The organism is Alicyclobacillus sendaiensis NBRC 100866 (assembly GCF_001552675.1).
GTDB classification, from domain to species: Bacteria; Bacillota; Bacilli; order Alicyclobacillales; family Alicyclobacillaceae; genus Alicyclobacillus; species Alicyclobacillus sendaiensis.
Window position 1 is genome coordinate 1 of record NZ_BCRQ01000034.1, and the last position, 22,638, is coordinate 22,638.

The following is a 22,638-nucleotide window of genomic DNA, read 5'->3' on the forward strand; positions in this document are numbered from 1 at the left end:
CGATGGATTGACACGCGATCTTCCGGCTGGTAGAATAGGGGCGCTGTGCGCGGCTGTAGCTCAGAGGGAGAGCACTACCTTGACACGGTAGGGGTCACAGGTTCGATTCCTGTCAGCCGCATGTCCGCGAGGCCGCTGGGCGCTCTGTCTGGCGGCCCTTTGTTGTCGTCACCTCCGCGACCCCCCAGGTGCGGAATTCAAGCTGCTTTTGAACTTTCTTTGAGATGAATAGAGGGAGATGGGGAGCCCGCATCGAATGAGGTGGGCGACGCAGCCAGCGCGACATGGGTCATCGCACATGTCCGCGAGTGGCGCCCGCTCCGAGAGGCGTATACACTGTGCGAAGACAGACTTTTCCTTGCTCAGGAGGGACGCTTCTCATGTGGACATGGGCGGCAGTAGGTCTCGCGGGACTGGCCGGCGTGGGGTACGCGACCACCGTGCTTCCCACGCGGTGGCTGAAGGTGGAACACGTGGATTGGCGACTCGGGCTTTGTCGGACCATCCTCCAGGTGAGCGATCTCCACGTGGAACGTAATCGCGTCTCTCCTGAGCGGTTGGCTTCCATCTGCCGCTCCGAGCGCCCGGACTACATCTGCTTAACCGGGGACTATGTCGATTCGGAGCGTGCCGTCGTTCGCCTGCTGCCGTATCTCACCGCGCTCCAAGCGTGCGGTGTCCCGATGTTCGCGGTGCTGGGCAACCACGATTACAAGCTTCGCGGCCGCGTCGGCGCGCTCATCGCTTGTCTCGAGCAGCACGGCGTGACCGTTTTGCGCAACGAGGCGGTTGTGCTCGACGGGTTCAACCTCGTCGGGATCGACGACTATCAAACGCGCAGGAGCGATGAGCGGACGGCGTACCGGAACGTCAAGGACGGCCTGCCCATCATTGTGATGACGCACGATCCGACGTTTGTCCTCGCTGCGCGGCAGTCGTTCGACGCCCTGATGGCGGGGCACTTGCACGGCAAGCAGTTTCGGCTCCCGTTCTTTTACTATCTGAAGCCCATGGGCCCGCTGGCGAAGCGCGGCATCTATGCGGGGATGCACCGCGCCGAAGCCGGGCCTTACTATATTTCCAAAGGTGTGGGCCAGTCCGGCATCAACCTGCGCTTTTTGGTGCGATGCGAGGTCACCGTGCACCGGTTTTGAGGAAGGCGCTGTCGAGGAGGGACAAGCATGGCCGACTTTCGTCACGTCAATCTCCTGACCCGGTTAGACCGCCTGCCGATCACGCCGCGCGTCGTCGGCATCATCGCGCTTTTGTCGCTCGTGTGGCTGGCGGAGGCGTTCGACATCGGGATTGTCGGGCCGGTGCTCACGACGCTCGATAAGGCGTGGCATTTGACGTCGTGGCAGACGGGGCTTTTAGCCGTATCCTCCACCATCGGCATCGTGATTGGCATGATCCCAGCCGGCATGATGGCGGATCGATGGGGGAGGCGGCGCGTCATCCTGGTGGGCATCGCGTGGTTTTCGGTGGTCACCATGCTCGGCGCGCTGACACGGAATGTGGCGGATCTCTTCCTCGTGCGGCTTTTGGCGGGCATCGGGGAGGGCGCCGTGTTGCCGATGCCGTATCTCATCCTGGCCGAGTTCACCAATCACCGCCGGCGCGCCGTCAGCGTCGGCTACGCCAACGGGATCCTGACCGCCGCGTACGTCGTTCCCAGTCTCGTGTCCGTCTGGGCCCTTCACCACTACGCGCAGGATGTGGCCTGGCGCGTCCCATTCCTGCTCGGCGGCGTGCCGCTCCTCATGCTCATCCCGATTGCGCTTTGGCTGCCCGAGTCGCCGAGATATCTGCTCGACAAAGGACGGCACAGCCCGGTGGCCCGCCTTGTCGAGGTCCTCGAAAAGCAGGCGGCGCTGCCGCATGACGAATCGCTGTATGACGAGGTCATCGCGGAAACGCTCGATGAGACGCCGCACGACATGCTGAAGACGCTCCGGGCCATCTTTCGTCCGCCACTTTTGGCTCGTAGCGCCATGGTCATCCTCCATCTCACGGCCGCGCTGATTCTGTTCTACATCCTCCAGGTGTTTGGGCCGCAATTCTTGGCCAAGCGGGGGCTTGGCGTATCGAATTCCATTCTGGACACCGGGTTGATGATGCTCGTGGCCGGCTTTGGCTCCGTGTGCCAAGGGTATCTGTCGGATCGATTTGGGCGGAAGTGGGTGCTCGCTACGTATGCCGCGCTCGCGACGGTGGGCTGCTTGCTCTTCGCCTGGGTCCACACCCGCGAGGCGTCTTTGGCGGCAGGCTTCCTCACGGCTTTCTTCGGGCTTGGCATCTTCCCGGTGTCCAAGTTGTCCGTCGCCGAACAATATCCGACTGAGGTCAGGGGTCGGGGCGTCTACGTGGCCGAGATGATCGCGCGGGGCATGAGTGGCATCGTCACCACCTACTTCATCCCGTTCGTGCTCTCGCTGGGCGGCGATGGCATCGTGTTCCTGGGAATTGCGGTTGTCCTGGTGGCCTTCACAGCTCCGTTTGTGGCGTTTGGGCGAGAGACCGCCCAATTACAGCTGGAGTACGCGACCAGCGTTCTGCCGCTCCAACGGGTGCGGCCCAGGTTGTCGCGGCATTGAATCGTGTTGGAAGGGGCGCGGGCGTTCCGCGCCTTTTTTGTCGATCTCGGCGCGCGACATCTTGCGATCTCAGCGCGCGATGTGCTCCCTGCTGGGTCGTCTTGAAACCCCTTGCAAAGCTATCGAGGCTCTGATAGGATCAAAATATGTTTGTTGGTCAAACGAATTTGTGGCGAAGGTGATGGACGTGGCGACGTATTTTCCCGATGTGACGCGCATTGCGTATGAAGGCAAGGGTTCGGACAACCCGCTCGCTTTCAAGTACTACAACCCCGATGAGCTGGTGTTGGGCAAGCCGATGAAGGAACATCTCCGCTTCTCGGTGGCCTACTGGCACACATTCACGCTGTCCGGCGCTGATCCGTTCGGATTGCCGAACATGATCCGGCCCTGGGACGGCGCGGCTGGAATGGAGCTCGCCAAACGCCGCGTGGAGGCGGCCTTCGAATTTATGACCAAGCTCGGCGTCGAGTACTTCTGTTTTCACGATCGCGACATCGCGCCCGAGGGCGACACGCTGCGCGAGACCAATCGGAATCTGGACGAGATCGTCTCGCTGATCAAGGAATACATGCAGTCGACGGGCATCAAGCTCCTGTGGAATACGCAGAACCTGTTTTCGAATCCCAGGTTTGCGCATGGAGCCGCGACGGCGCCGGACGCCGACGTCTTTGCCTACGCGGCCGCGCAGGTGAAGAAGAGCCTTGAGATTGCGAAGGAGCTCGGGGCGGAAAACTACGTGTTCTGGGGCGGGCGCGAGGGCTATGAGACGCTTCTGAACACAGATCTCAAGCTGGAGCTCGACAACTACGCCCGCCTCCTGCAGATGGCGGTGGACTACGCGGACGAGATCGGCTTCACGGGGCAGTTCTTGATTGAGCCGAAGCCGAAGGAGCCCACGAAGCACCAGTACGACTTCGACGTGCAGTCGGGACTCGCGTTTCTCTATCACTACGGCCTCAAGGACCGGTTCAAATTCAACATCGAGGCGAACCACGCCACGCTCGCCGGGCACACGTTCCAGCACGAACTTCGCTTCGCGCGCATTCATGGCCTCTTGGGATCCGTCGATGCAAATCAGGGCGATCCGCTGCTCGGCTGGGACACGGACGAGTTTCCGACCAATTTGTACGAGACGACGCTCGCGATGTACGAGATTCTGCTGAATGGCGGCCTCGCACCGGGCGGCCTCAACTTCGACGCGAAGGTTCGCCGCGCGTCCATGACTCCTGTCGACCTGTTCTACGGCCACATCGCGGGGATGGACAGCTTCGCGCGGGGCCTCAAAGTGGCGGCGAAGCTCGTCGAGGACCGCGTGTTCGAGCGGGAAATCGAGGAGCGGTACGCGAGCTATCAAGAAGGGATTGGCAGAGACATCGTCGAAGGGCGCGCGACGCTTCAGTCGCTTGAGTCGTACGTGATCGACAAGCGCGTCACGGCAACGCGATCCGGCCGGCAGGAGGTCCTGTTGGCGAAACTGAATCAGTACCTGCTGGAAACGGAATGATGGCCATGGCGACAGATCGCAAGGCGCTCCTCGGCATCGACGTCGGGACCTCCGGCGTGAAGGCGGTCGTGATCGACCGCGAGGGCCGCACGCTCGGCCAGGCCACGGTGGGCTACGAAGTCTCACAGCCTAAGCCGCTTTGGGCGGAGCAGAATCCGGAAGATTGGTGGGAAGCCGCGTGCGCGGCCATCCGGCTCGCGCTTGCGAGAAGCGACAGGCGCGGTGAAGACATCGCGGGCGTCGGCCTCACGGGGCAGATGCACAGCTTGGTGCTGTTGGACGAGGCGGGGCACGTGATCCGGCCGGCGATTCTGTGGTCGGACCAGCGCACCGAGGAGGAGTGCGCGGAGATTCACGAGCAGGTGGGATTTGAGCGGACCATCGAGTGGGTGGCGAATCCCGCGCTGACGAATTTCACAGCGACGAAACTTCTCTGGGTGAAAAAGCACGAGCCCGAACATTACGCTCGCATTCGCTGGGCGCTGCTTCCGAAGGACTTCATCCGATACCGCCTGACGGGCGAATTGGCGACGGACGTGTCGGATGCCTCTGGGACGCTGTGGTTTGACGTGAAGCGGCGCGCTTGGTCCGAACCGATGCTGGATGCGCTCGACGTGCCGCGGGACTGGCTGCCCAAGGTGTACGAATCGCCCGAGGTCTCGGGGCGCGTGAGCGAGTGGGCCGCGGCGCGGACGGGCCTTCTCCCGGGCACGCCTGTTGCGGCAGGAGCGGGCGATCAGGCCGCGGGCGCGGTGGGCAACGGCATCGTGCGCAAGGGCGTGGTGTCGAGCACCATCGGCACGTCGGGCGTGGTGTTTGCCCATGCGGACGAGATCGTGCGCGATGAGAAGGGGAGACTGCACACGTTCTGCCACGCCGTGCCCGGCAAGTGGCACGTGATGGCGGTGACCCAGTCCGCCGGCGGATCGCTCCAATGGTTCCGCAACCAGTTTGCGGACGCGGAGCGCGCGGTGGCGGCGCAGACCGGGCGCGACGTCTATGATCTGTTGAGCGACGAGGCTCGGCGCGTGGCAGCCGGGAGCGAGGGGCTTGTCTTTCTCCCGTACCTGATGGGCGAGCGCACGCCGCACCTCGATCCGCAGGCGAAGGGCGTCTTTTTTGGGATCACGCCGCGGCACACGCGCGCGCACTTCGTCCGCGCCATCCTGGAGGGCGTGGCGTTCAGTTTGCGCGATGGGCTCGCCTTGATGCGGGACCTGCGACTTACGGTAGAAGAAATCCGGGTGTCCGGCGGAGGCGCGAAGAGCGACGTTTGGCGTGAGATTCAGGCGGGCGTCTTCGGGCAGCCTGTCGCGGTGATTGAGGCGAACGAGGGGCCCGCTTTTGGCGCGGCCATCCTGGCGAGCGTCGCCGCGGGCTTCTTCGGAGACGTGGTGACCGCCGTGGACGCGTGGGTGCGCGTCGAGTCCATCACGCATCCTGTTGCGAACGACGCGGCCGCCTATGAGCGCGGGTATGCCCTCTATCGCGCGTTGTATCCGGCCGTGCGCGACCTGTATCGGGCGAACCCCTGAGGGAGCCCTGTCGAATCGGCGCAGAATACGGTATGGCGATCACGCCCATGGCGCCTCGGGAAGTCGGGGCGCGTGGGCGTCGTCGTTTGTCGGGCGTCTCACGGGGTGCAAGACGGTCTGCGCTGGAAGAAGGATCTCGGAACTTAAAAGCGTATAGCTACGGAGGGAACAACATGAGAAAGGGTGGCGACGATGCCTGCAGTCGAGACGACGTACGGCGGTGAGCGCGCAGTCCGCCTGGCGCACGGCCCGTATGAGGCCTATCTGTTGCCCGGGTGGGGCAATCTCGTGGCGCTGCGCGACACGGCGCGAGGTTTCCGGTTTCTGCGCGAGCCGGAGCAAGAGATGGATGAGTTTCGCAAGGCGCCTGGCCGGTATGGCATTCCGGTGCTGTATCCGCCCAACCGGTATCGGGACGGCGAGTTCACCATCGCAGGCAAGGCGTATCGCCTCCCGGTGAACGAGGAGGCCACGCACAATCACCTGCACGGCTTCTTCATGCGTATCGCGTGGCCCGTGGTCGATCTCGGCGAAGACGAGGGGGGCGCGTACGTCGAGATCGCGCACGAGGTCGGAGAAGGGCACCCGGTGTACGAACACTGGCCGCACACGTTCCGGTTTGCCATCCGCTACGAGCTGTCGGAACGCGGACTGGTGCAGCGCGTCCGGATCGAGAACCGCGGCGGGGAACCGATGCCCGTGATGCTCGGCTTTCACACCGCTGTAAATGTGCCGTTCTCCGAATCGTCGTCGGCGGATGCGTGCACGATTCAGCTGACCATCGGGGAGCGCTGGGAACTCGACGAGCGGAAGCTGCCGACGGGGCGCTTTCAGCCGTTAAACGAAAACGAGCGAAAGATGCCGACGGGCGGCGCGGATCCGTTTTATGAGCCAATGGACAACCACTACACCGCTCGCCCGCGGGACGGGCACAACCGCATGGTGTTGACCGACGCGCGGCTCGGGCTCGCGTTCGTGTACGACGTCGACCTGAAGTACCGCCACTGGATGGTGTGGAACAACAACCGCTGCGGCACGTTTTTTTGCCCAGAGCCGCAGACGAGCATGGTGAACGCGCCGAACATGGATCTTCCCCAGGACGTGACGGGGCTCATCGTCCTCGCACCAGGGGAATCGTTCTCGGCGACAAGCCGCATGTACGTGGAAGAGGTCAGCCGATGAAGGGAGCGAGAGGCCATCATGGCGCTGAGATCGCGCAGTGAAGTTCCGGAGCACGAGACGTGGGATTTGACGCCGCTTTTCGCGAGCGTGGAAGCATGGGAGGCGGGGGTTCGGCGCGTGCGCCAGCTGGCGGACGAGATCGCCGATGTGGCTTCGAAACCATTCGGTGGACCAAGCGACGTGGCTCGCGCGTTGGCGTTGCATGACGAGATGCTGCAGTTGGGCACCGACGTGGAGCGGTATGCGATGAGCAGGTTCGCCGAGGACGCGACCGACGAGGGCGCGCAGCGGCTGATGTCGATAGCGCAGCTCGCGCTGGATCGCGCCGGGGAAGCGGCGGAATCGCTGGTGGCGGCGCTCTGCCGCGTCCCGGAGGAGCAACTGGCGGCATGGCGACAGGACGAAGCCCTGCGGCCGTATGCGCCGTACTTTGGCGAGATCGACCGCGAGCGCCGGCATCGGCTTGCCGACGAGGCCGAGAAGGTGCTTGCCGCTCATCTGTCGGCCTTTTCCCTGCCTTCGGGGATTTACGAAGCGGCCACAGGCGCGGATATGCGGTTTGAGCCGGTTGTCGACAGCGACGGCCGCGAGGTGGGCGTGACGCCGTCTGCGCTGCTCATGCACATCGAGACGTCGCACGACACGGCGCTCCGCCACCGCGCGTACGACAGCGTGGTGAACGGGCTCCGGCCGTATCAGCATACGCTCGCGAGATCGCTCGGGGCCAAGATTCAAAACGACGTGGTGGCGGCGCGTTTGCGCGGCTTCTCGAGCGTGTTCGAGATGTTGCAGGCGACGCGCCTCGGCGGCACCATGGCGGCCAATCAGGTCCCCCCGGAGCACTATTTCATGGTGCAGGACGTGATGATGAAGGAGCTCGCCCCGCACATGCGCCGCTTGGCACAACTTCGGAAGCGGGTGATGGGCCTTGAGAAGGTCAGGTTGTGCGACACGAAAGCGCCGTTCGTGCGCCTGACGGACGCGGAACTCACGTTTGACGACGCGCGGGACCTGATTTTGGAGGCGGCTCGCCCGCTCGGGCCCACGTACGGCGACATCCTCCGGCGCGCGTTCGAGGAGCGGTGGATTTACTGGGCGCGCAACCGCGGCAATTGGAATGGCGCGTTTTGCGGGGAGTCGAGCGTCCATCCCTACGTGTTTTCGCCGTTTGAAGGCGGCATGTACGGCGTCTTCGTCATGGCGCACGAGCTCGGCCACGCGGTTCACCTGTATCTCGCGTGTCAGAACGAGCGCCCCTCCAATTTGTCGTTCTCCAACCTGTTCATCGAGACGCCGTCCACGCTCATGGAGCACATGGTGGCCAACGCGCTCATCCACCGTGCGGAGGACGACGCGGGCCGCGCCAAGGTGCGCATGATGCAGATGTTCACCTTCCACCACGACTTCGTCACGCATCAGACGGAGGCGGAAATCTTGCGCCGGCTGTATACCCTCGCGGATCAGGGCGAACCGCTGTCCACCGACGTGTTTCGCCGCGTGTCGCGGGAGGTGCTGGCCGACTTCTGGCAGGACGCGGTCGATCTCGACGAAGGCGCCGATCTGTACTGGATGCGCCAGCCCCACTACTATATGGGCCTGTATCCGTACACGTATGCGGTGGGGCTCGCGGCGTCGACGCTCCTCGCGGACCGCATTCTCGCGGGGGACGACGAGGTCCTGACGCGCTGGATCGAGGTGTTGCGCGTCGGAGGCGGCAAGCCGCCGCTCGAGTTGTTTGCACACGTCGGCCTCGACATGGGCCAGCCCGCGCCGTACCGAGAGGCCATTCGCAAGGTCGGCGAGATCGTCGACGAGTTGGAGCGCGCGTTCGCCTGAGCAGGGCGCGCCCTGCGTATAGGGCTCCCGGCCCGAAGGAAGAATGGATGTAAATGGAATCCATCGTCCGGGGGCGGGAGCCTTGCTCATCTTCGAATTGACAGCCGATATGGATGGTCGCGGGCTTGCTGCGCGCCTCACCGAATGCGGTGCGGCGAGTTACGTCGTGTCGGGCGAGTGCCCGCGGGTCGTCTGCGAGTGCGGGGATTCGCTTCGCTTTCGCGTGGCGCAGCTTGTCGCGGGCATGATGACCCGCGAATGGCTTCAGCTGCGCGTGGTGCAGCGCGTGTGCCGCCTGGAGCCCCTTTGGCCCGTGGAAGAGGTCCAGTTCCACGCGCTCGTCGAGATCTGCGAGTCGCGCCTCCAGCGCCGCCCCGTGGCGGGACACACCCTGGAGGAATGGCAGGCTTTGCTCGCGCGGGCGATGGCGAGCCAGTTTGGGCGATCCGTTTGCGTCGCTGTTGAGCCGCTCGCGCGCTTCCGCCTGCATCGAGTCGTCGTGGACCTGGCCGAGCGCGTGCGGGATCGCCTGCTGGCCTCTGCGCTCGAGGACGAATATGAGGAATCGCTGGCCATGTTGCGCTATCTGTTGGACGAACACCCGTCGAGTGGCGCGGAGTTGCACGTGTACATCACACCGGAGAGCGTGTGGGTCACCGACGCGGAGGGCGGGGTGGTTTCAGACGCGCAGATCGAACGGGTGGCGCTTCAGGATGACGAGGTGACGAGTGAAGATCTCGCGATGACCCTGCTCATCACGAGGTCCCCCTGGCGCATTGTGGTGCACGATGCCTATCCGGACGCGCCGTGGCCCAGTTTCGCTGAGACGGTGGTTCGCGTCTTCGGCGATCGCGCCAGCCGCTGTTCCGGCTGCGCCACCTGTCGCCCGAATCGGCCGCGCGCGGCATCTCCAAAACGACGCGCGTTCGGCCGTCGCTCGTCGCGCGGCGTACGGCGGCGCCTGACCCAAGAGGCGGAATCCGCGCCGGGCGCCCCGGCGGACAGCCAATGGGGAGAGGGCTGAAAGAGCCGGACCCTCGCTTGACAGGGTCCCGAATCGTTGTGTAGTTTCATATAGGAAGGCGCAGGTTTGCGCCGGTCCCATGGAGCAAAGCACAGGCGATGCGGGAAGACGCGCTTTTGCGGTGACGTCGCGCTCAGAGAGAGGATGCCGTGGCTGAAAGCACCTCCGCGACGGCGCAAGAGACACCACTTCCCAAGCCGTTCGCGGGTCACAACGCGAACCGTGTCCGCCGCGTTAAGGCGTCGAGCCCGCGCTGCCGTGAGGCGCGGGGAAAATGGGTGGAACCACGAGGCGAGCGCCGTCGTCCCATTGGGGCGGTGGCGTTTTTTGTATGTCCATGGACCAACATGTGGAGGGGATGTTCCATGTCTCAGGAGATCACCGTGCGGTTGAAAGATGGTTCCGAACGGCGGGTGCCTGCCGGATCGACGTACGCCGATTTGGCGCGGTCCATCAGTCCGAGGCTCGGCAAGGAGGCCGTCGTCGCCCGCGTCAACGGGGCGTTGGTCGATCTCGGCCGCGAGGTGGAGGACGGCGCAGAGGTCGAACTGCTCACGCTGCAAGATCCCGAAGGGCTGTACGTGATGCGCCACACCTGCGCGCACGTGATGGCACAGGCCGTGCAGCGCTTGTTCCCAGGCACCAAGTGCGCCATTGGACCCGTTATCGAAAACGGCTTCTACTACGACTTTGCCGATCACGACTTCCACCCCGAGGATCTCCCGCGCATCGAGGAGGAGATGAAGCGAATCATCGCCGAGGATTTGCCCATTCAGCGCGAGGTCATCTCTCGCCAAGAGGCGCTTCAGTTCTTCCGCAATCGCGGCGATCGGTTCAAGGTGGAAATCATCGAGGACCTGCCCGAAGACGTGACCCTGACCCTGTACCGGCAGGGCGAGTTCGTGGATCTGTGCCGCGGGCCCCATCTGCCTTCGACCGGACGCGTCAAAGTCTTTCAGCTCCAGAACTTCGCGGGGGCCTACTGGCGCGGCGACTCGAAGCGCGAAATGCTCACGCGCGTGTATGGCGTCGCGTTCGCGAAAAAGTCCGATCTCGACGAGTACAATCGCCTCCAGCAGGAGGCCCGCGAGCGGGATCACCGGCGATTGGGCAAGGAACTCGAGATCTTCACGCTGTCGCCGGAAGTGGGCCAGGGCCTGCCACTCTGGTTGCCGAACGGAGCCAAGATTCGGCGCATCATCGAGCGGTACATCGTCGACCTCGAGGAGTCGCTCGGCTATCAGCACGTGTACACGCCGCACCTGGCGAACGTCGAGCTGTACAAGATCTCCGGGCACTGGGAGCACTACAAGGACGATATGTATCCGCCCATGAAAATCGACAACGAGGAGCTCGTGTTGCGGCCGATGAACTGCCCCCACCACATGATGGTATACAAGCACCGTCTGCACAGCTACCGCGAACTGCCGATACGCATCGCGGAGCTCGGCACCATGCACCGGTATGAGATGTCCGGGGCGCTCGCCGGATTGCAGCGCGTGCGCGCCATGACCCTAAACGACGCGCACATCTTCTGCCGCCCGGATCAGATTGAGCAGGAGTTCACCGGCGTCGTTCGCCTGATCCAGCGCGTCTATCAGGACTTCGGGATTGACGATTACTATCACCGGCTGAGCTATCGCGATCCGAAAAACACCGAGAAGTACGTGCAGAATGACGAGATGTGGGAGCTCGCGCAGAGCACGCTGCGCAAGGTCATGCTCGATCTCGGCCTGGACTTCGTCGAAGCCGAGGGCGAAGCGGCGTTCTACGGTCCGAAGCTCGACGTCCAGGTGCGCACGGCGCTCGGCAAGGACGAGACGTTGTCCACCATCCAGCTCGATTTTCACCTGCCGAATCGCTTTGACCTGGAGTACGTGGGGGAGGACGGCGAACGGCATCGGCCGGTCGTCATCCACCGCGGCGTGGTGGGCACGATGGAGCGGTTCGTCGCATTCCTCATCGAGCAGTACAAGGGCGCGTTTCCGACCTGGCTCGCGCCGACGCAGGTGGTGGTGGCCTCCGTCGCCGATGAATTCGCGGGTTACGCCGAGGAAGTGGCGGCGAAGCTGCGGGAGCTCGGCATTCGAGCCGAGGCGGACGTGAGCGACAACAAAATTGGCTATAAAATCCGGCAAGCGCAGACGCACAAGATCCCGTACACGCTCGTCGTCGGCGCCCGCGAGCGCGAGGAAGGCGCTGTGTCCGTCCGCAAGTACCACGCGGGCGATCTCGGCGCCATGCCATTCGATGAATTCGTGCGCCAGATTCAGGACGAGATCGCGCGCAAGGCAAAGCTTGTGGAGTCGTGACGCAGGAGGCGGCTTGGGCCGCCTCACGTCGTGGTGGCGGCCTTGACGCCGAGGCGAAGGCGGTACGAGAACCAGACGGGCTTTTTGCCACCCCTGAAGGCATCCCGCACGCGCGCTTCGAAGGCCGAGAGGGCCTGCTCAATCTCCGGCAGCCGGCGGCGCAGCGCGCTTTGCACCTGGCCTTGGCTCAACGCGATGCCGATGAACGCGTCGGGACCGAGGCGCGTTTCTACGTGGAACACCACTTCCTTCGCGAAGGAAAAGAACCCTGAGGCGCGGATTTGGTCCAGGTGTTGCTCCTTGGGCCACTTGCGCGCCTGGTCTCGTTTCGGCACGTGACGCTCGATGGCCGCCTCCGCGCACCGCAGCAGGGTGTCGTAGGCCACGTCGGTCTCCACGCAGCATGAGGGCGGCCAGTCGCAATCGTACGCGCAGAACACGCCGCCCGGCCGCAGCACGCGTGCCACTTCACGGAGGGTCGGCTGGGGGTCCATCCAATGAAAGGATTGCGAACACGTGACGAGATCGGCGGAGGCGTCGGAACAGGGGATGGCGGTGGACACACCCTGCAGGAAGGTGACGTTGCCGGCGCCGAGTTCCAGCGCGCGGCGCTCGGCCTGGGACCGCATGTCGTCATTCGGCTCGACACCCACCACGCGCCGGGCTTCGTGCCGCCACGGGAAGCTCGAGAAACCTGTGCCGCTGCCGAGATCGATCACGGTGTCCGGTTGGTGCCCGAGGTAGGCGATGAGCAGCGCGCGCACCGCTTCCGGCGTTTCAGGCCGATAGGTGTCATAGAGCTCGGCGAACCCCGAAAACCGCTCGATGTTGTTGCGGACCACGTCCTCCACAGGCATCCTCCTCGCGATTGGATGGTTGTCATTCTACTACAAATGAAAGGGCGCCCTTTAGACCCACAGGTCGAGGGCGCCAAAGTGTGCGAGGATCTGGGATCAACGATTCTGCAGTCGGCAGACCGGGCGCAGTCGCACACCGACGAGGCTGCCGGCGAGCGCGCCGACGAACCACACCCAGCCGTGCAGGCTGAACGACGCGACGCCCGAGAAGTAGGCGCCGACATTGCAGCCGAACGCGATGCGGGCGCCGTAGCCCATCAGGATGCCTCCGGCCAGCACGCCGACTACCATCTGCCACGGCATCGGCCGCAGATATCGCTTGGGCAGCGCACCGGCGAGGCTGGCGGCGAGGAGCGCGCCGAGCATGATGGCGATGTCGTCCGTGGTCTCCAGGTTCTGAAGCACGCTGTGGTGGAGCGCCGCCGCGTTTTGCGGCGTCTGCCAGTACGGCAGCGACTGCACTGGATAGCCCGCGAGCGCGCTCAGTTTCGCAGCCCACAGCGCGAATGCCGAGGTGATGCCCCACGGTTTGCCCGAGAGCGCCAGCACGACGAAGTTGCCCACGGCCAGGACGACGCCGCCGGCCACCCAGGACCAAGGCCCCTTGACCACGCGGCTCACGTTCCACGGCTGACGGTTGAAGAGGGGCTCCACGTCGCCGTTGCGCCGCTTCTCCAGCCAAAGAGCGATGGCGAAGACGAACGCCATGATGGCGAAGTTCACAGCGAGGCCGCCTGCGGGGCCGAAGGTGTGAATGAGCGAGATCTTGCCGATGCCAGGCGTGCTCATCCACCAAGCGTAGTGGATGGAGCCGACGAACGATCCGACGACGAATCCGACGAGCGTCAGGATGCCGCGCGCATCTCCGCCGCCCGTATGGTACAGGGTGCCTGAGGCACAACCGTCCCCGAGCTGCATGCCGATGCCAAAGAGAAACGAGCCCACGAGCACCGACAGGCCCACCGGGTAGACGCTCGCCTTGACGGCGTGATCGAAGACGTGGCCTCGGACCAACAGGGGAAGAAAGAGGACATTCGCGAGCGCAAACATCACCATCTGCGCGCGCAAGCCCACGCTTCGGCCGCTCACGATGAGGTGCCGAAACGAGGTGGTGAATCCGAAGTGCGCGTGATAGAGCGCGACGCCGAGCACGCCTGCCACGAGAAACAAGACGGCGTGGGTCGGCGAAACGGAATTCCATAGATAAAGAAAGCCGAGGACAAACACGACGAGTGCGGCCGCCGTCCACGCACGTTGGGCCTGCTCGGGCTGAGGAGTGCGCGTGCGCGCCTCGAGATCGACGATGCGGACCTCAGAACTGGCCATGGAATCACCTCCGGGAATGTCGCGATCGAGACGGTATTTTAAACGAAAACACATCGGAATACAATGCTTTTGGCGCGGCGCGATCGCTTGACATTTCCCCTCCATGTCGCTACCATGAAAACGTTCCGTAGCACACCAAAGCAGAAGCCTGCCGCTTCTCACCTGGTCGGCGCAAGCTGACGGGTCCCGAATCCAGCGCGTTGGTTGTTAGAGGGTCAGACCCAGGCTGGGCGAAGGCGATTCGAGCGCAGGCGTTGCCTGCGCTTTTTGCGTGTTGGTGTGGTGGGGCAGATCGGTGGAGGTGACACCCCATAAGCAAAGAAGGGTATCAGGTCAACGAGGGCATTCGCGCGAGAGAAGTGCGCGTCGTGGACGCGGACAACCAGCAGCTGGGCATCATGCCCTTGCGCGAAGCGCTGCGATTGGCCGAGGAGCGCAATCTCGATTTGGTCAACGTTGCGCCCAACGCGAAGCCGCCAGTGTGCCGCATCATGGATTACGGCAAGTTCAAGTATGAGCAGAGCAAGCGCGAGCGCGAATCGCGCAAGCACCAGAAGGTCGTTCTGCTCAAGGAAGTTCGGATGACGCCCAATATCGATGAGCATGATCTCAACGTCAAACTCAAGAACGTCCTGAAATTCCTGAGCGAAGGTTCGAAGGTGAAGGTGTCCGTGCGCTTCCGCGGGCGGGAGATCACTCACCAGAACATCGGTCAGGAGTTGCTTGAACGGCTGGCGAAGGCTGCGGAGGAGCATGCGATTGTGGAACGGTCGCCGAAGCTCGAGGGTCGTCATATGGTGATGATCTTGGCGCCGAAGCAGCCGAGTGCGTGAACCTCGTGACCTGGTGCGGTTGACGGACGGTGGTCGACCGCGGGATCGGCGATTTTGGAGATAGGAGGACACACGAGATGGCCAAGACGAAAATGAAGACGCACAGCGGTCTGAAGAAGCGCGTCAAGCGCACGGGGACCGGGCTTCTCAAGCGCACCAAGGCGTTTGCCTACCACAAGGCGGAGCACAAGTCGCCCGCTCGCAAGCGCCGTCTGCGCGGCCTGACGCTCGTGTCGGGCAGCGACATGAAGCGCATCAAGCAACTCGTCGCGTACAAGTGAAGAAGTGGGCGTTTGCGCCGCGGAGACGCGCGGCGCGGCCGTGATCGGAACACCATTCGAGGAGGCTGTTGGAGATGGCTCGCGTCAAAGGTGGCGTGGTGACACGCCGTCGTCATAAAAAGATTTTGAAGCTGGCAAGGGGCTATTTTGGTTCGAAGCACACGCTGTATCGCACGGCGAAGCAGCAGGTCATGAAGTCGCTCGTGTACGCGTATCGAGATCGCAAACAGCGCAAGCGCGACTTTCGCCGGCTGTGGATTCAGCGGATCAACGCGGCGGTTCGCCCCCATGGGTTGTCGTACAGCCGCTTCATGCACGGCCTGAAGCTCGCGGGCGTCGAAGTCAACCGCAAGATGCTCGCGGACCTCGCGGTGACGGACAAGGAGGCGTTCTCGCAGCTTGTCACCGTCGCTCGCGAACGCCTGAACGCCAACGCGTGATACACACCCCGGTCGCATGACCGGGCTTTTTTGTCGATCTCGTCCCCGGAGGTTCTTATGGCGTACATCGAATCAGCGCACAACGACCGCGTTCGCGCCTGGGCGCGGCTCAAGACGCGGCGAGGAAGAGAGCGGGCGGGCTTGTTTCTCGTCGAGGGTGAGCGCCTCGTGGCCGATCTGCTCAAGAGCTCTCTTCGGTTGGAAGCCCTTCTGTGGAACGTCTCATCGGACGAGCCTCCGGAAGCTTTGTGGCGCCATCCGAAAGCGGACGGCCGCCGTTTCGAGCTGTCGCCCCAGGCCTTTGCAGCCGTGGCCGACACCGAGACGCCGCAGGGCCTGATGGCTATCGCCGCCGTGCCGCAACACGAGCCGGGGTACGGCCCCCGCGTCCTGGTGCTGGATGGGGTGCAGGATCCGGGCAATGTGGGCACGCTGGTGCGAAGCGCGGAGGCGTTTGGCTTTGGTGAGGTCGTGATCGGGCCCGGCACCGCGGATCCGTATGCGCCGAAGGTGGTGCGAGCCTCCATGGGCGGACTGTTCCGCGTCCGCGCCATCGCGTGCGGTGTGGAGCATTATCTCAGGGTCTGGCGAGATCGCCATCCCGGCGGGGTCGTCGTGGCCACGGCGGCGGATGCGGTCGACCGGTGTGACGAGGCACCCATGGCGGGCGAGGTGGCGGTGATCATCGGCAACGAGGCCCGCGGTGTGAGCGATGGGGCGCGCCGACTGGCGCACAGGTGTGTCGCCATTCCCATGGCCGGGGAGGCTGACAGCTTGAACGCGGCGATGGCCGGGACCATCCTTCTGTACGAAGCCTACCGACAAGCTTCCAACCGCGCGATCTGAGGAGGGCTGGCGCGTTGCTTCACATCGTGTCGAGTCTGTGGGCGGCACCGCTCCTCGCCATGGTGGTCGCCCAGGCGTTGAAGCCGATCTTCGTCATGATCCAACTGCGCTCGTGGGACTGGAGCCAGGTCAAAAACTCGGGCGGCATGCCGAGTTCGCACACGGCCGCGGTCGTCGCGCTCGCCGTGCAGCTGTGGCTGCATCTCGGTGGGTCCGATCCGGTGGTCGCCATCGGCCTCTTCCTCGCCGCCGTCGTGATGTACGACGCCGCGGGCGTTCGCTGGCAGACGGGACGGCAGGCTGCGGTGCTCAACCGCCTGTTGCACGATCTCCGCGGCCAACACCTGCTGATGGAATCGAGCGAACAGGCGGCTGCTTCGGAACGACCGCAAGGCCGCGCGGCGAGCGACAGATCGCGCGCTTCGCAACGGGACGGACGGTCGGCGATCTCGTCCGAAGGCAAAGCGTCCTCTGTGGCCCCGATCCGCGTCGCAAAGGGGCCGTGGTGGCTCGTGGATTGGCCCGTGCTCAACGAGCAAGTGGGCCACAAGCCGAGCGAGATCGCAGGTGGTGCGATGGTCGGCATCCTCGTAGCGCTGGCGTTGAACCACTGATGTGTCGGCGAGATCCCGCCATTTCTCGGTTGTCCAAACGTCTGAAATCGTCGGGCGGCGCATATGCATGTTTTCGAATCATGCTGAAGGAGGGATGGACGCACGGTGGATGGTACTTCGGCCGAATGGCGCTCGTATGTCAACTTTCGCAGTCCGTTTGATCCTTGCCCTGCGCGGGTGAAATGGTACGACGTCCCGCCTGCAGTGACGTATCCGGTGCAAAAGAGCGCGCGCAAGCAGTTCGCACCGCAGGAAGCGCTCCGAAAGGGGACGCTGTGGCCGGAATACGACAGCCCATATCCGCCGGTGTGAGGAGGACGTGAACGCGTGAGTGAGACGACAGAATCCCTTCCTAAAGCCTACTATCAGTATCTTCAGGAACTTCAGGCCATCGATTTCGTGCTGGTCGATTTGACACTCTATCTGGACACGCATCCGGACGACGAGCAGGCGCTTGCCCAATTCAAGCAGTTTCAGAAGCGGAAGCACAACCTCATGACCCAGTTCGAATCCGCGTTCGGTCCTCTGTATCATTACGGCTTGAGCCCCGCCACGGGGGCGTCTTGGGCTTGGTCTGAGACGCCATGGCCGTGGCAGGTCTAGCTCGGGGTAGGGGGTAGGCGGCTATCTGGATCTATGAGAAAAAGCTTCAGTATCCCGTTCGGGTGAGCAAGTGCGATCCAATGCTCGCCAAGATGCTCATCGAGCAATATGGAGGAGCTGACGGGGAACTGTCCGCCGCACTGCGATATCTGAATCAGCGGTATTCGATCCCCGACAAGGTGATTGGCCTGTTGACCGACATCGGCACGGAGGAATTCGCACATCTCGAAATGATTGCCACCATGGTCTACAAGTTGACGAAGGATGCGACGCCCGAGCAACTCCGCGAGGCAGGGCTCGGCGATCACTACGTCAACCACGGCTACTCACTCTTTTACCACGACGCGGCGGGAAATCCGTGGACGGCAGCGTACATCGCCTCGAAAGGCGATCCCATCGCCGATCTGTACGAGGATATCGCGGCAGAGGAAAAGGCGCGCGCGACCTACCAGTGGATCATCGACAACACGGACGATCCGGACATCAAGGACAGTCTGAGGTTTCTGCGCGAGCGGGAGGTGATTCACTCGCTTCGGTTTCGCGAGGCGGTTGAGATTCTCAAAGAGTATCAGGGTAGCAAGAAGGTGTTCTGAGGCGCAGCTGGACCCGATGCCACGACGCTCAGGTGAATGTCCCCTTCTCCTAGGCCCTCGGCCGTTGGCTGAGGGTCATTTCTTGCTTCATTGACGTGTCTCCGAGTCTTTCAGGATAATAGCCTCGTTGACACTCAGGAGAGGGGCGTGACGCATGGAAACCTCAGGGCATCGGGAATCTTCAACGCTCGGCTATCGCCAGGAACTCAAGCGAACCCTTCGCTTGCGGGACCTCATTGTCTACGGCATGATCTTCATGGTTCCCATCGCCCCCATGGCCATTTACGGCTACGTGGCGCAGCAGAGCTACGGCATGGTTCCGCTGGTGTACGTCATCGGCATTGTCGCGATGGTCTTCACGGCCCTCAGCTACAAGCAGATGAGCGCGAAATTTCCGATTTCAGGATCCGTGTACTCCTATGTGCAGCGCGGCTTGAATCCCCACGTCGGCTTCATCGCTGGGTGGATGATCTTGGCGGACTACTTCCTTGCGCCTTCCCTGCTCTACGCGTTCTCGGCAGGTTGGCTGCACGGGCTTGTGCCGAGCGTGCCTACCTTCGTGTGGCTGTTGTTCTTTGTGCTGTTCAACACCACGGTGAACGTTCTCGGCATCCATCTGCAGGCGAGGACGAACTTCGTTCTTCTGGCGATTGAACTCGTTTGTCTCCTTCTTTTTCTTATTGCTTCCGTGCGGTTTGTCTTGGTCTTGGGCCACGGCGTTGGCCATCTGTCCCTCAGTCCGTTCTATCAATCGAGCCACTTCAACCTCAAATTCATTGAAAACGCTGCTTCCATCGCTGTGTTGAGTTTTCTCGGTTTCGATGCCATCAGTACGCTGGCCGAAGAGACGGAGCGGCCGGAAAGGACGGTCGGAAACGCGACGATTGCGTCGCTTGTCATCATCGGCCTTCTGTTTGTCCTACAGACGTATGTGGCGGCGCTTGTTCATCCGAATTACGCAGATTTGAATCCCAACATGGCGTTCTTCCAAATCGCCAAGGAAGCGGGGGGCACGTTCCTCTACGTCGTCCTTCTCCTGGTGAACGCGATCGCGTCAGGCATCGCGAACGCCCTGGCCGCGCAGTCGGCGATCTCGAGGATCCTGTATTCGATGGGCCGCGATCGTCTGCTGCCGTTTTCCAAGTTCTTTTCACACGTCAGTCCGCGGTTCCAAACCCCGATCAACGCCACGCTGTTGGTCGCGGTGATCTCGCTGTTGGTGGCAAGCCTCGTCCCGCAAGAGACCATCACGACGCTCGTCAACTTTGGCGCACTGACCGCCTTTCTGATGTTGAACGCAACCGTGTTCGTCTACTTTTACCTTCGCCAGAGAGCCTTTCGGCATGTGTTCAAGTATCTGCTGTTTCCGCTGTGTGGTTTTGTGGTCATCGGGTACGTGTGGCTCGGATTTGACCGCACCACCTTCATCTTCGGCTTGAGCTGGATGGCACTGGGCGTTCTCATTGGAGCTGTCAAGTCGAAAGGGTATCGCGAGGTGCCGCCCGTTTTGAAGGACATGTGACGAAAAGGGGAGGCCGCGTGCAGGCGCAGACGCGAATCATCCGGTTGTCCACGGGACACCACGTGTGGACGCGCCGAGTGGGGACAAGTCCGATTCGAATGCTTTTGTTGCACGGCGGGCCAGGCGCGAGCCACGAATACTTCGAGATTTTCGAGTCGTATCTGGTGAAGGCCGGGATCGAGCTGTACTTTTACGATCAACTGAGATCGTACTTTTCAGACCAGCCTTTGTGCGCGACGTGGAGGCTGGCCGATTCTGACCGAGGGCGTGAGGGGAAGGGCCATGATTTCGGTTCAGCCTGCTTGCCTTGAAGATCTTGAAGGAGTGGGTCGGGTGCACGTGGAGGCCTGGCGCCACGCGTATGCGGGGCTGGTGCCTTCATCGTTTCTGGACCGGATGGACCCCAAGGTGAGCGCCGAGCGATTCAGACGGCGATTGGCGGACCCTAGGCAGGCGTTTTGGGTCGCGGTTGCGGGTGCACGTGTCATCGGATTTGTGAGTGGGGGGCCTAACCGTGTGGAGGAGTTCGACGCGGACGCCGAGATCTACACGCTGTACGTGTCTCCATCATGGCATCGGCAAGGCGTCGGACGGCGTCTGGTCGCTCAACTCGCCGATGAATTTCAGCAGCGGGGACACCAATCGGTCGTGGTGGTCACTTTTCGGGACAATCCGTGGCGGCGGTTTTACGAGCGGTTGGGCGGAACGGTCATCGGAGAGAAGACGTTTGATATCGACGGCGTGGTTTTGCCGGAAGTGGTCTATCGTTGGTCGGACGTCGGGGACCTGCGCGTGCGGGCAAGGTGACGCGTTGTCCCGGAAGGGTCAACTGCGCTCGTGCGCCGCGCAGGGCCGGTTGGTGGATGGGGGGAACTGGAGATGACTTGGCCTGCCGCCTTCAGAGCCGCACGCTGGCGCCCACTCGTCCTGGGGCTTATGGCGTCTTTGTTTTTCGCAGTCACGTTTGTGGCAAACGAGGCCGTGAGCCGTACCGGCGGATCGTGGGCTTGGAACGCGCCGCTCCGGTATTTTCTCACGCTGCCCGTCCTCTTCGCGTATGTCGCTTGGAAGGGGAGAATTGGCGCGCTGTTTCAGTCCTTTCGGCGCGATTTCTGGCGGTGGACGGTGTATGGCACGATTGGATTCGGCCTGTTTTATGCTCCGCTATGTCTCGCGAACGCGTACGGGCCCGCGTGGCTCGTGGCGGGCGTCTGGCAGGTGACCATCGTGTGTGGTGTGTTGCTCACGCCCTGGCTCAGCGCGCCTGGGCCCGACGGGCGCCGCGCCCGCATTCCTGTACGGGAGCTCGTGACATCACTCGGAATCGTCGCCGGCGCGATGCTCATGGAGATGGCGGATGCTTCCCAGATGTCGTGGCGGCGCGCGGCGCTGTGCGCCGTCAGTCTTCTGGTGGCGGCGACCGCGTACCCAGCCGGCAATCGGTTGGCCATGCGCGCCTACGCGGGGGCGTTCGACCCGCTGGAGCGCATGCTCGGCATGACCCTCGGGAGTCTGCCGTTTTGGATCGCCTGGTCTTCGGCGAGCACGGCCCTCGTCGGATGGCCTACGCTGCGGCAGATCCTCGGGGCGCTGCTCGTCGCCGTGTGTTCGGGCGTGATCGCCACGGCACTCTTCTTTCGGGCGACGGACATGGCGCGCCAGTCGCCGAGCGAGTTGGCCGCTGTCGAGGCCACGCAGGCTGGCGAGGTGGTGTTCGCGCTGGTGCTCGAACTCGCTGTGATCCCGGGCGATCGCGTCGGCTGGCTCGGCGCCGTTGGACTTGCGACGGTGGTGGTGGGCCTTTTGGTCCACGGGCTGGCCATGGCGGCCCGGCCTGTGTCGTCGGAAGGGGGCGAGTGACAGCCCCGCACGCGCGGCGCTCGAACGCTGCATTTTGGCGAGCCATCGGCTATGATGAGGAGACGGGCTCGGGCCCGCGACCGACCAAGAGGAGCGGGAGGTGCATCCAGAGCGTGCATTCTGACATCCAACAGATGCTCCTGGCCGAGGGCTTGCTGTCGGAACGTGAACTGTGGTTGGCGGAGTGGCTGCGCCCGGAGCGGTTGCTTCGCCTGCGCGACGTCCTTGCGCGGCGAACCTCGTATCTCGCCGTGGCGATGGAGGCCGTAGACGACGGGCACAATCAGGCTGCCATCCTGCGGAGCGCCGAGGCGTTTGGCGTGCAACAGGTGGCGGTGATTGAGGGCAAGCAGCCCTTTCGGCCTTCGAAGGGCGTGACCCAGGGCGCACACAAGTGGCTCACGCTCCATCGCATGCCGGACATCGGTCGCGCGATTGACCTGCTGCATGCGCGCGGATTCCAGGTGTACGCGACGGACCTCGGCGAGGGCGCAGAGCCCATTGACGCGGTCGATCTCGCCCGCCCAACCGCGATCTTGTTCGGCAACGAGAAGGACGGTGTGTCGCGGGTGGCGCGGGAACGCGCGGACGGGCGGTTCTACATCCCGATGGCGGGTTTTGTGCAGAGCTTCAACGTCTCGGTGGCCGCGGCCATTGCGCTGTACGAGCTGACGCGGCGGGCCCGACAGATTGCGGGCGACCGGTACGGGCTGAGCGCGGATGAGCGCCACAAGCTGTACGTGACATGGTGCCTGCGTTCCTTGCACGGCGCCACGCGGGAAGAGGCACGCCGCAGGCTGGAGTCGAGCGGCTTCGCGCTCGAGGAGGAGCTCTGCGACGAGGACGATGCGGACTTCAGGCAGAACGAATAGG

General features: G+C 63.3%; 23 protein-coding genes and 1 tRNA gene. 22 read left to right on the plus strand and 2 right to left on the minus strand.

The genetic code is table 11. The annotated features are described in order from the left end of the window. Nucleotides 1–49: 49 nt before the first annotated feature. From AS26_RS08145 to thrS, 9 genes are all read left to right on the plus strand, one after another. Nucleotides 50–121: transfer RNA gene (locus AS26_RS08145), tRNA-Val, on the plus strand. Between the two features lie 259 nt (nt 122–380). Next, nucleotides 381–1,154, plus strand: a complete 774-nt coding sequence (locus tag AS26_RS08150; protein ID WP_062308259.1) for a metallophosphoesterase — start codon at nt 381–383, stop codon at nt 1,152–1,154. A gap of 27 nt (nt 1,155–1,181) precedes the next feature. Beyond that, nucleotides 1,182–2,594 (plus strand): MFS transporter, encoded by a 1,413-nt coding sequence (locus tag AS26_RS08155; RefSeq protein ID WP_062308262.1) that lies wholly within the window; start codon nt 1,182–1,184, stop codon nt 2,592–2,594. A gap of 181 nt (nt 2,595–2,775) precedes the next feature. Then, the gene (gene xylA / locus AS26_RS08160; RefSeq protein ID WP_062308265.1) at nt 2,776–4,101 is read left to right on the plus strand and encodes a xylose isomerase; all 1,326 of its coding nucleotides are present in this window, start codon (nt 2,776–2,778) and stop codon (nt 4,099–4,101) included. 5 nt (nt 4,102–4,106) lie between these two features. Next, on the plus strand, nt 4,107–5,636 hold the full coding sequence (gene xylB / locus AS26_RS08165; RefSeq protein ID WP_245629676.1) for a xylulokinase: 1,530 nt from the start codon (nt 4,107–4,109) through the stop codon (nt 5,634–5,636). A 192-nt stretch (nt 5,637–5,828) separates the two neighbouring features. Continuing rightward, nucleotides 5,829–6,818 (plus strand): aldose 1-epimerase, encoded by a 990-nt coding sequence (locus AS26_RS08170; protein WP_062308270.1) that lies wholly within the window; start codon nt 5,829–5,831, stop codon nt 6,816–6,818. Between the two features lie 18 nt (nt 6,819–6,836). Next, on the plus strand, nt 6,837–8,654 hold the full coding sequence (locus AS26_RS08175; protein ID WP_062308273.1) for a M3 family metallopeptidase: 1,818 nt from the start codon (nt 6,837–6,839) through the stop codon (nt 8,652–8,654). Nucleotides 8,655–8,736: 82 nt separating this feature from the next. Next, nucleotides 8,737–9,678, plus strand: coding sequence for a sporulation protein YtxC (gene ytxC / locus AS26_RS08180; RefSeq protein WP_062308282.1), 942 nt, complete (start codon nt 8,737–8,739; stop codon nt 9,676–9,678). 365 nt (nt 9,679–10,043) lie between these two features. Continuing rightward, on the plus strand, nt 10,044–11,990 hold the full coding sequence (gene thrS / locus AS26_RS08185) for a threonine--tRNA ligase (RefSeq protein WP_062308285.1): 1,947 nt from the start codon (nt 10,044–10,046) through the stop codon (nt 11,988–11,990). A gap of 23 nt (nt 11,991–12,013) precedes the next feature. On the opposite strand, the gene AS26_RS08190 is transcribed toward thrS, so the two are convergent. After that, nucleotides 12,014–12,847, minus strand: coding sequence for a class I SAM-dependent methyltransferase (locus tag AS26_RS08190; protein WP_373278167.1), 834 nt, complete (start codon nt 12,845–12,847; stop codon nt 12,014–12,016). Nucleotides 12,848–12,943: 96 nt separating this feature from the next. Further along, nucleotides 12,944–14,173 carry a YeeE/YedE family protein gene (locus tag AS26_RS08195; protein WP_062308291.1) on the minus strand — a complete coding sequence of 410 codons (1,230 nt, stop codon included), beginning with the start codon at nt 14,171–14,173 and terminating at the stop codon, nt 12,944–12,946. Nucleotides 14,174–14,484: 311 nt separating this feature from the next. On the opposite strand from AS26_RS08195, the gene infC reads away from it, so the two are divergent. From infC to AS26_RS08260, 13 genes are all read left to right on the plus strand, one after another. Then, nucleotides 14,485–15,006, plus strand: a complete 522-nt coding sequence (gene infC / locus AS26_RS08200) for a translation initiation factor IF-3 (protein ID WP_083516026.1) — start codon at nt 14,485–14,487, stop codon at nt 15,004–15,006. A 77-nt stretch (nt 15,007–15,083) separates the two neighbouring features. Next, entirely contained in the window at nt 15,084–15,287 is a 204-nt protein-coding gene (rpmI, locus tag AS26_RS08205; RefSeq protein WP_062308296.1) for a 50S ribosomal protein L35, read from the plus strand. Nucleotides 15,288–15,361: 74 nt separating this feature from the next. Next, nucleotides 15,362–15,727 carry a 50S ribosomal protein L20 gene (gene rplT, locus AS26_RS08210; RefSeq protein WP_062308300.1) on the plus strand — a complete coding sequence of 122 codons (366 nt, stop codon included), beginning with the start codon at nt 15,362–15,364 and terminating at the stop codon, nt 15,725–15,727. 57 nt (nt 15,728–15,784) lie between these two features. Next, nucleotides 15,785–16,573, plus strand: coding sequence for a TrmH family RNA methyltransferase (locus AS26_RS08215; protein ID WP_083516027.1), 789 nt, complete (start codon nt 15,785–15,787; stop codon nt 16,571–16,573). A 14-nt stretch (nt 16,574–16,587) separates the two neighbouring features. Further along, complete coding sequence (locus tag AS26_RS08220; protein ID WP_062308305.1) at nt 16,588–17,187, plus strand: divergent PAP2 family protein; 600 nt, start codon at nt 16,588–16,590, stop codon at nt 17,185–17,187. 105 nt (nt 17,188–17,292) lie between these two features. Next, a complete protein-coding gene (locus tag AS26_RS08225; RefSeq protein ID WP_062308307.1) occupies nt 17,293–17,499 on the plus strand; it encodes a spore coat associated protein CotJA in 207 nt (68 codons plus the stop codon). Nucleotides 17,500–17,514: 15 nt separating this feature from the next. Next, nucleotides 17,515–17,790: a spore coat protein CotJB gene (locus AS26_RS08230; RefSeq protein ID WP_062308310.1), complete on the plus strand. Its 276-nt coding sequence runs from the start codon at nt 17,515–17,517 to the stop codon at nt 17,788–17,790. Between the two features lie 23 nt (nt 17,791–17,813). Next, nucleotides 17,814–18,383, plus strand: a complete 570-nt coding sequence (locus AS26_RS08235) for a manganese catalase family protein (protein WP_062308313.1) — start codon at nt 17,814–17,816, stop codon at nt 18,381–18,383. A 154-nt stretch (nt 18,384–18,537) separates the two neighbouring features. Beyond that, nucleotides 18,538–19,905 carry an APC family permease gene (locus tag AS26_RS08240; RefSeq protein WP_062308316.1) on the plus strand — a complete coding sequence of 456 codons (1,368 nt, stop codon included), beginning with the start codon at nt 18,538–18,540 and terminating at the stop codon, nt 19,903–19,905. Nucleotides 19,906–19,922: 17 nt separating this feature from the next. Beyond that, nucleotides 19,923–20,216, plus strand: coding sequence for an alpha/beta hydrolase family protein (locus tag AS26_RS08245; protein ID WP_062308319.1), 294 nt, complete (start codon nt 19,923–19,925; stop codon nt 20,214–20,216). 22 nt (nt 20,217–20,238) lie between these two features. Continuing rightward, on the plus strand, nt 20,239–20,712 hold the full coding sequence (locus tag AS26_RS08250) for a GNAT family N-acetyltransferase (RefSeq protein WP_245629677.1): 474 nt from the start codon (nt 20,239–20,241) through the stop codon (nt 20,710–20,712). Nucleotides 20,713–20,784: 72 nt separating this feature from the next. Next, nucleotides 20,785–21,765 (plus strand): DMT family transporter, encoded by a 981-nt coding sequence (locus tag AS26_RS08255; protein ID WP_062308324.1) that lies wholly within the window; start codon nt 20,785–20,787, stop codon nt 21,763–21,765. A gap of 134 nt (nt 21,766–21,899) precedes the next feature. Further along, entirely contained in the window at nt 21,900–22,637 is a 738-nt protein-coding gene (locus AS26_RS08260) for a TrmH family RNA methyltransferase (RefSeq protein ID WP_062308347.1), read from the plus strand. Nucleotide 22,638 lies beyond the last annotated feature (1 nt).

What these genes read in the sequence shown, in the direction of transcription:
- AS26_RS08150 (WP_062308259.1), top strand. Translation starts at nt 381, where the DNA reads ATGTGGACATGGGCGGCAGTAGGTCTCGCGGGACTGGCCGGCGTGGGG.
- AS26_RS08155 (WP_062308262.1), top strand. Translation starts at nt 1,182, where the DNA reads ATGGCCGACTTTCGTCACGTCAATCTCCTGACCCGGTTAGACCGCCTG.
- xylA (WP_062308265.1), top strand. Translation starts at nt 2,776, where the DNA reads ATGGACGTGGCGACGTATTTTCCCGATGTGACGCGCATTGCGTATGAA.
- xylB (WP_245629676.1), top strand. Translation starts at nt 4,107, where the DNA reads ATGGCGACAGATCGCAAGGCGCTCCTCGGCATCGACGTCGGGACCTCC.
- AS26_RS08170 (WP_062308270.1), top strand. Translation starts at nt 5,829, where the DNA reads ATGCCTGCAGTCGAGACGACGTACGGCGGTGAGCGCGCAGTCCGCCTG.
- AS26_RS08175 (WP_062308273.1), top strand. Translation starts at nt 6,837, where the DNA reads ATGGCGCTGAGATCGCGCAGTGAAGTTCCGGAGCACGAGACGTGGGAT.
- thrS (WP_062308285.1), top strand. Translation starts at nt 10,044, where the DNA reads ATGTCTCAGGAGATCACCGTGCGGTTGAAAGATGGTTCCGAACGGCGG.
- AS26_RS08190 (WP_373278167.1), bottom strand. Translation starts at nt 12,847, where the DNA reads ATGCCTGTGGAGGACGTGGTCCGCAACAACATCGAGCGGTTTTCGGGG.
- AS26_RS08195 (WP_062308291.1), bottom strand. Translation starts at nt 14,173, where the DNA reads ATGGCCAGTTCTGAGGTCCGCATCGTCGATCTCGAGGCGCGCACGCGC.
- rpmI (WP_062308296.1), top strand. Translation starts at nt 15,084, where the DNA reads ATGGCCAAGACGAAAATGAAGACGCACAGCGGTCTGAAGAAGCGCGTC.
- rplT (WP_062308300.1), top strand. Translation starts at nt 15,362, where the DNA reads ATGGCTCGCGTCAAAGGTGGCGTGGTGACACGCCGTCGTCATAAAAAG.
- AS26_RS08215 (WP_083516027.1), top strand. Translation starts at nt 15,785, where the DNA reads ATGGCGTACATCGAATCAGCGCACAACGACCGCGTTCGCGCCTGGGCG.
- AS26_RS08240 (WP_062308316.1), top strand. Translation starts at nt 18,538, where the DNA reads ATGGAAACCTCAGGGCATCGGGAATCTTCAACGCTCGGCTATCGCCAG.
- AS26_RS08255 (WP_062308324.1), top strand. Translation starts at nt 20,785, where the DNA reads ATGACTTGGCCTGCCGCCTTCAGAGCCGCACGCTGGCGCCCACTCGTC.
- AS26_RS08260 (WP_062308347.1), top strand. Translation starts at nt 21,900, where the DNA reads ATGCTCCTGGCCGAGGGCTTGCTGTCGGAACGTGAACTGTGGTTGGCG.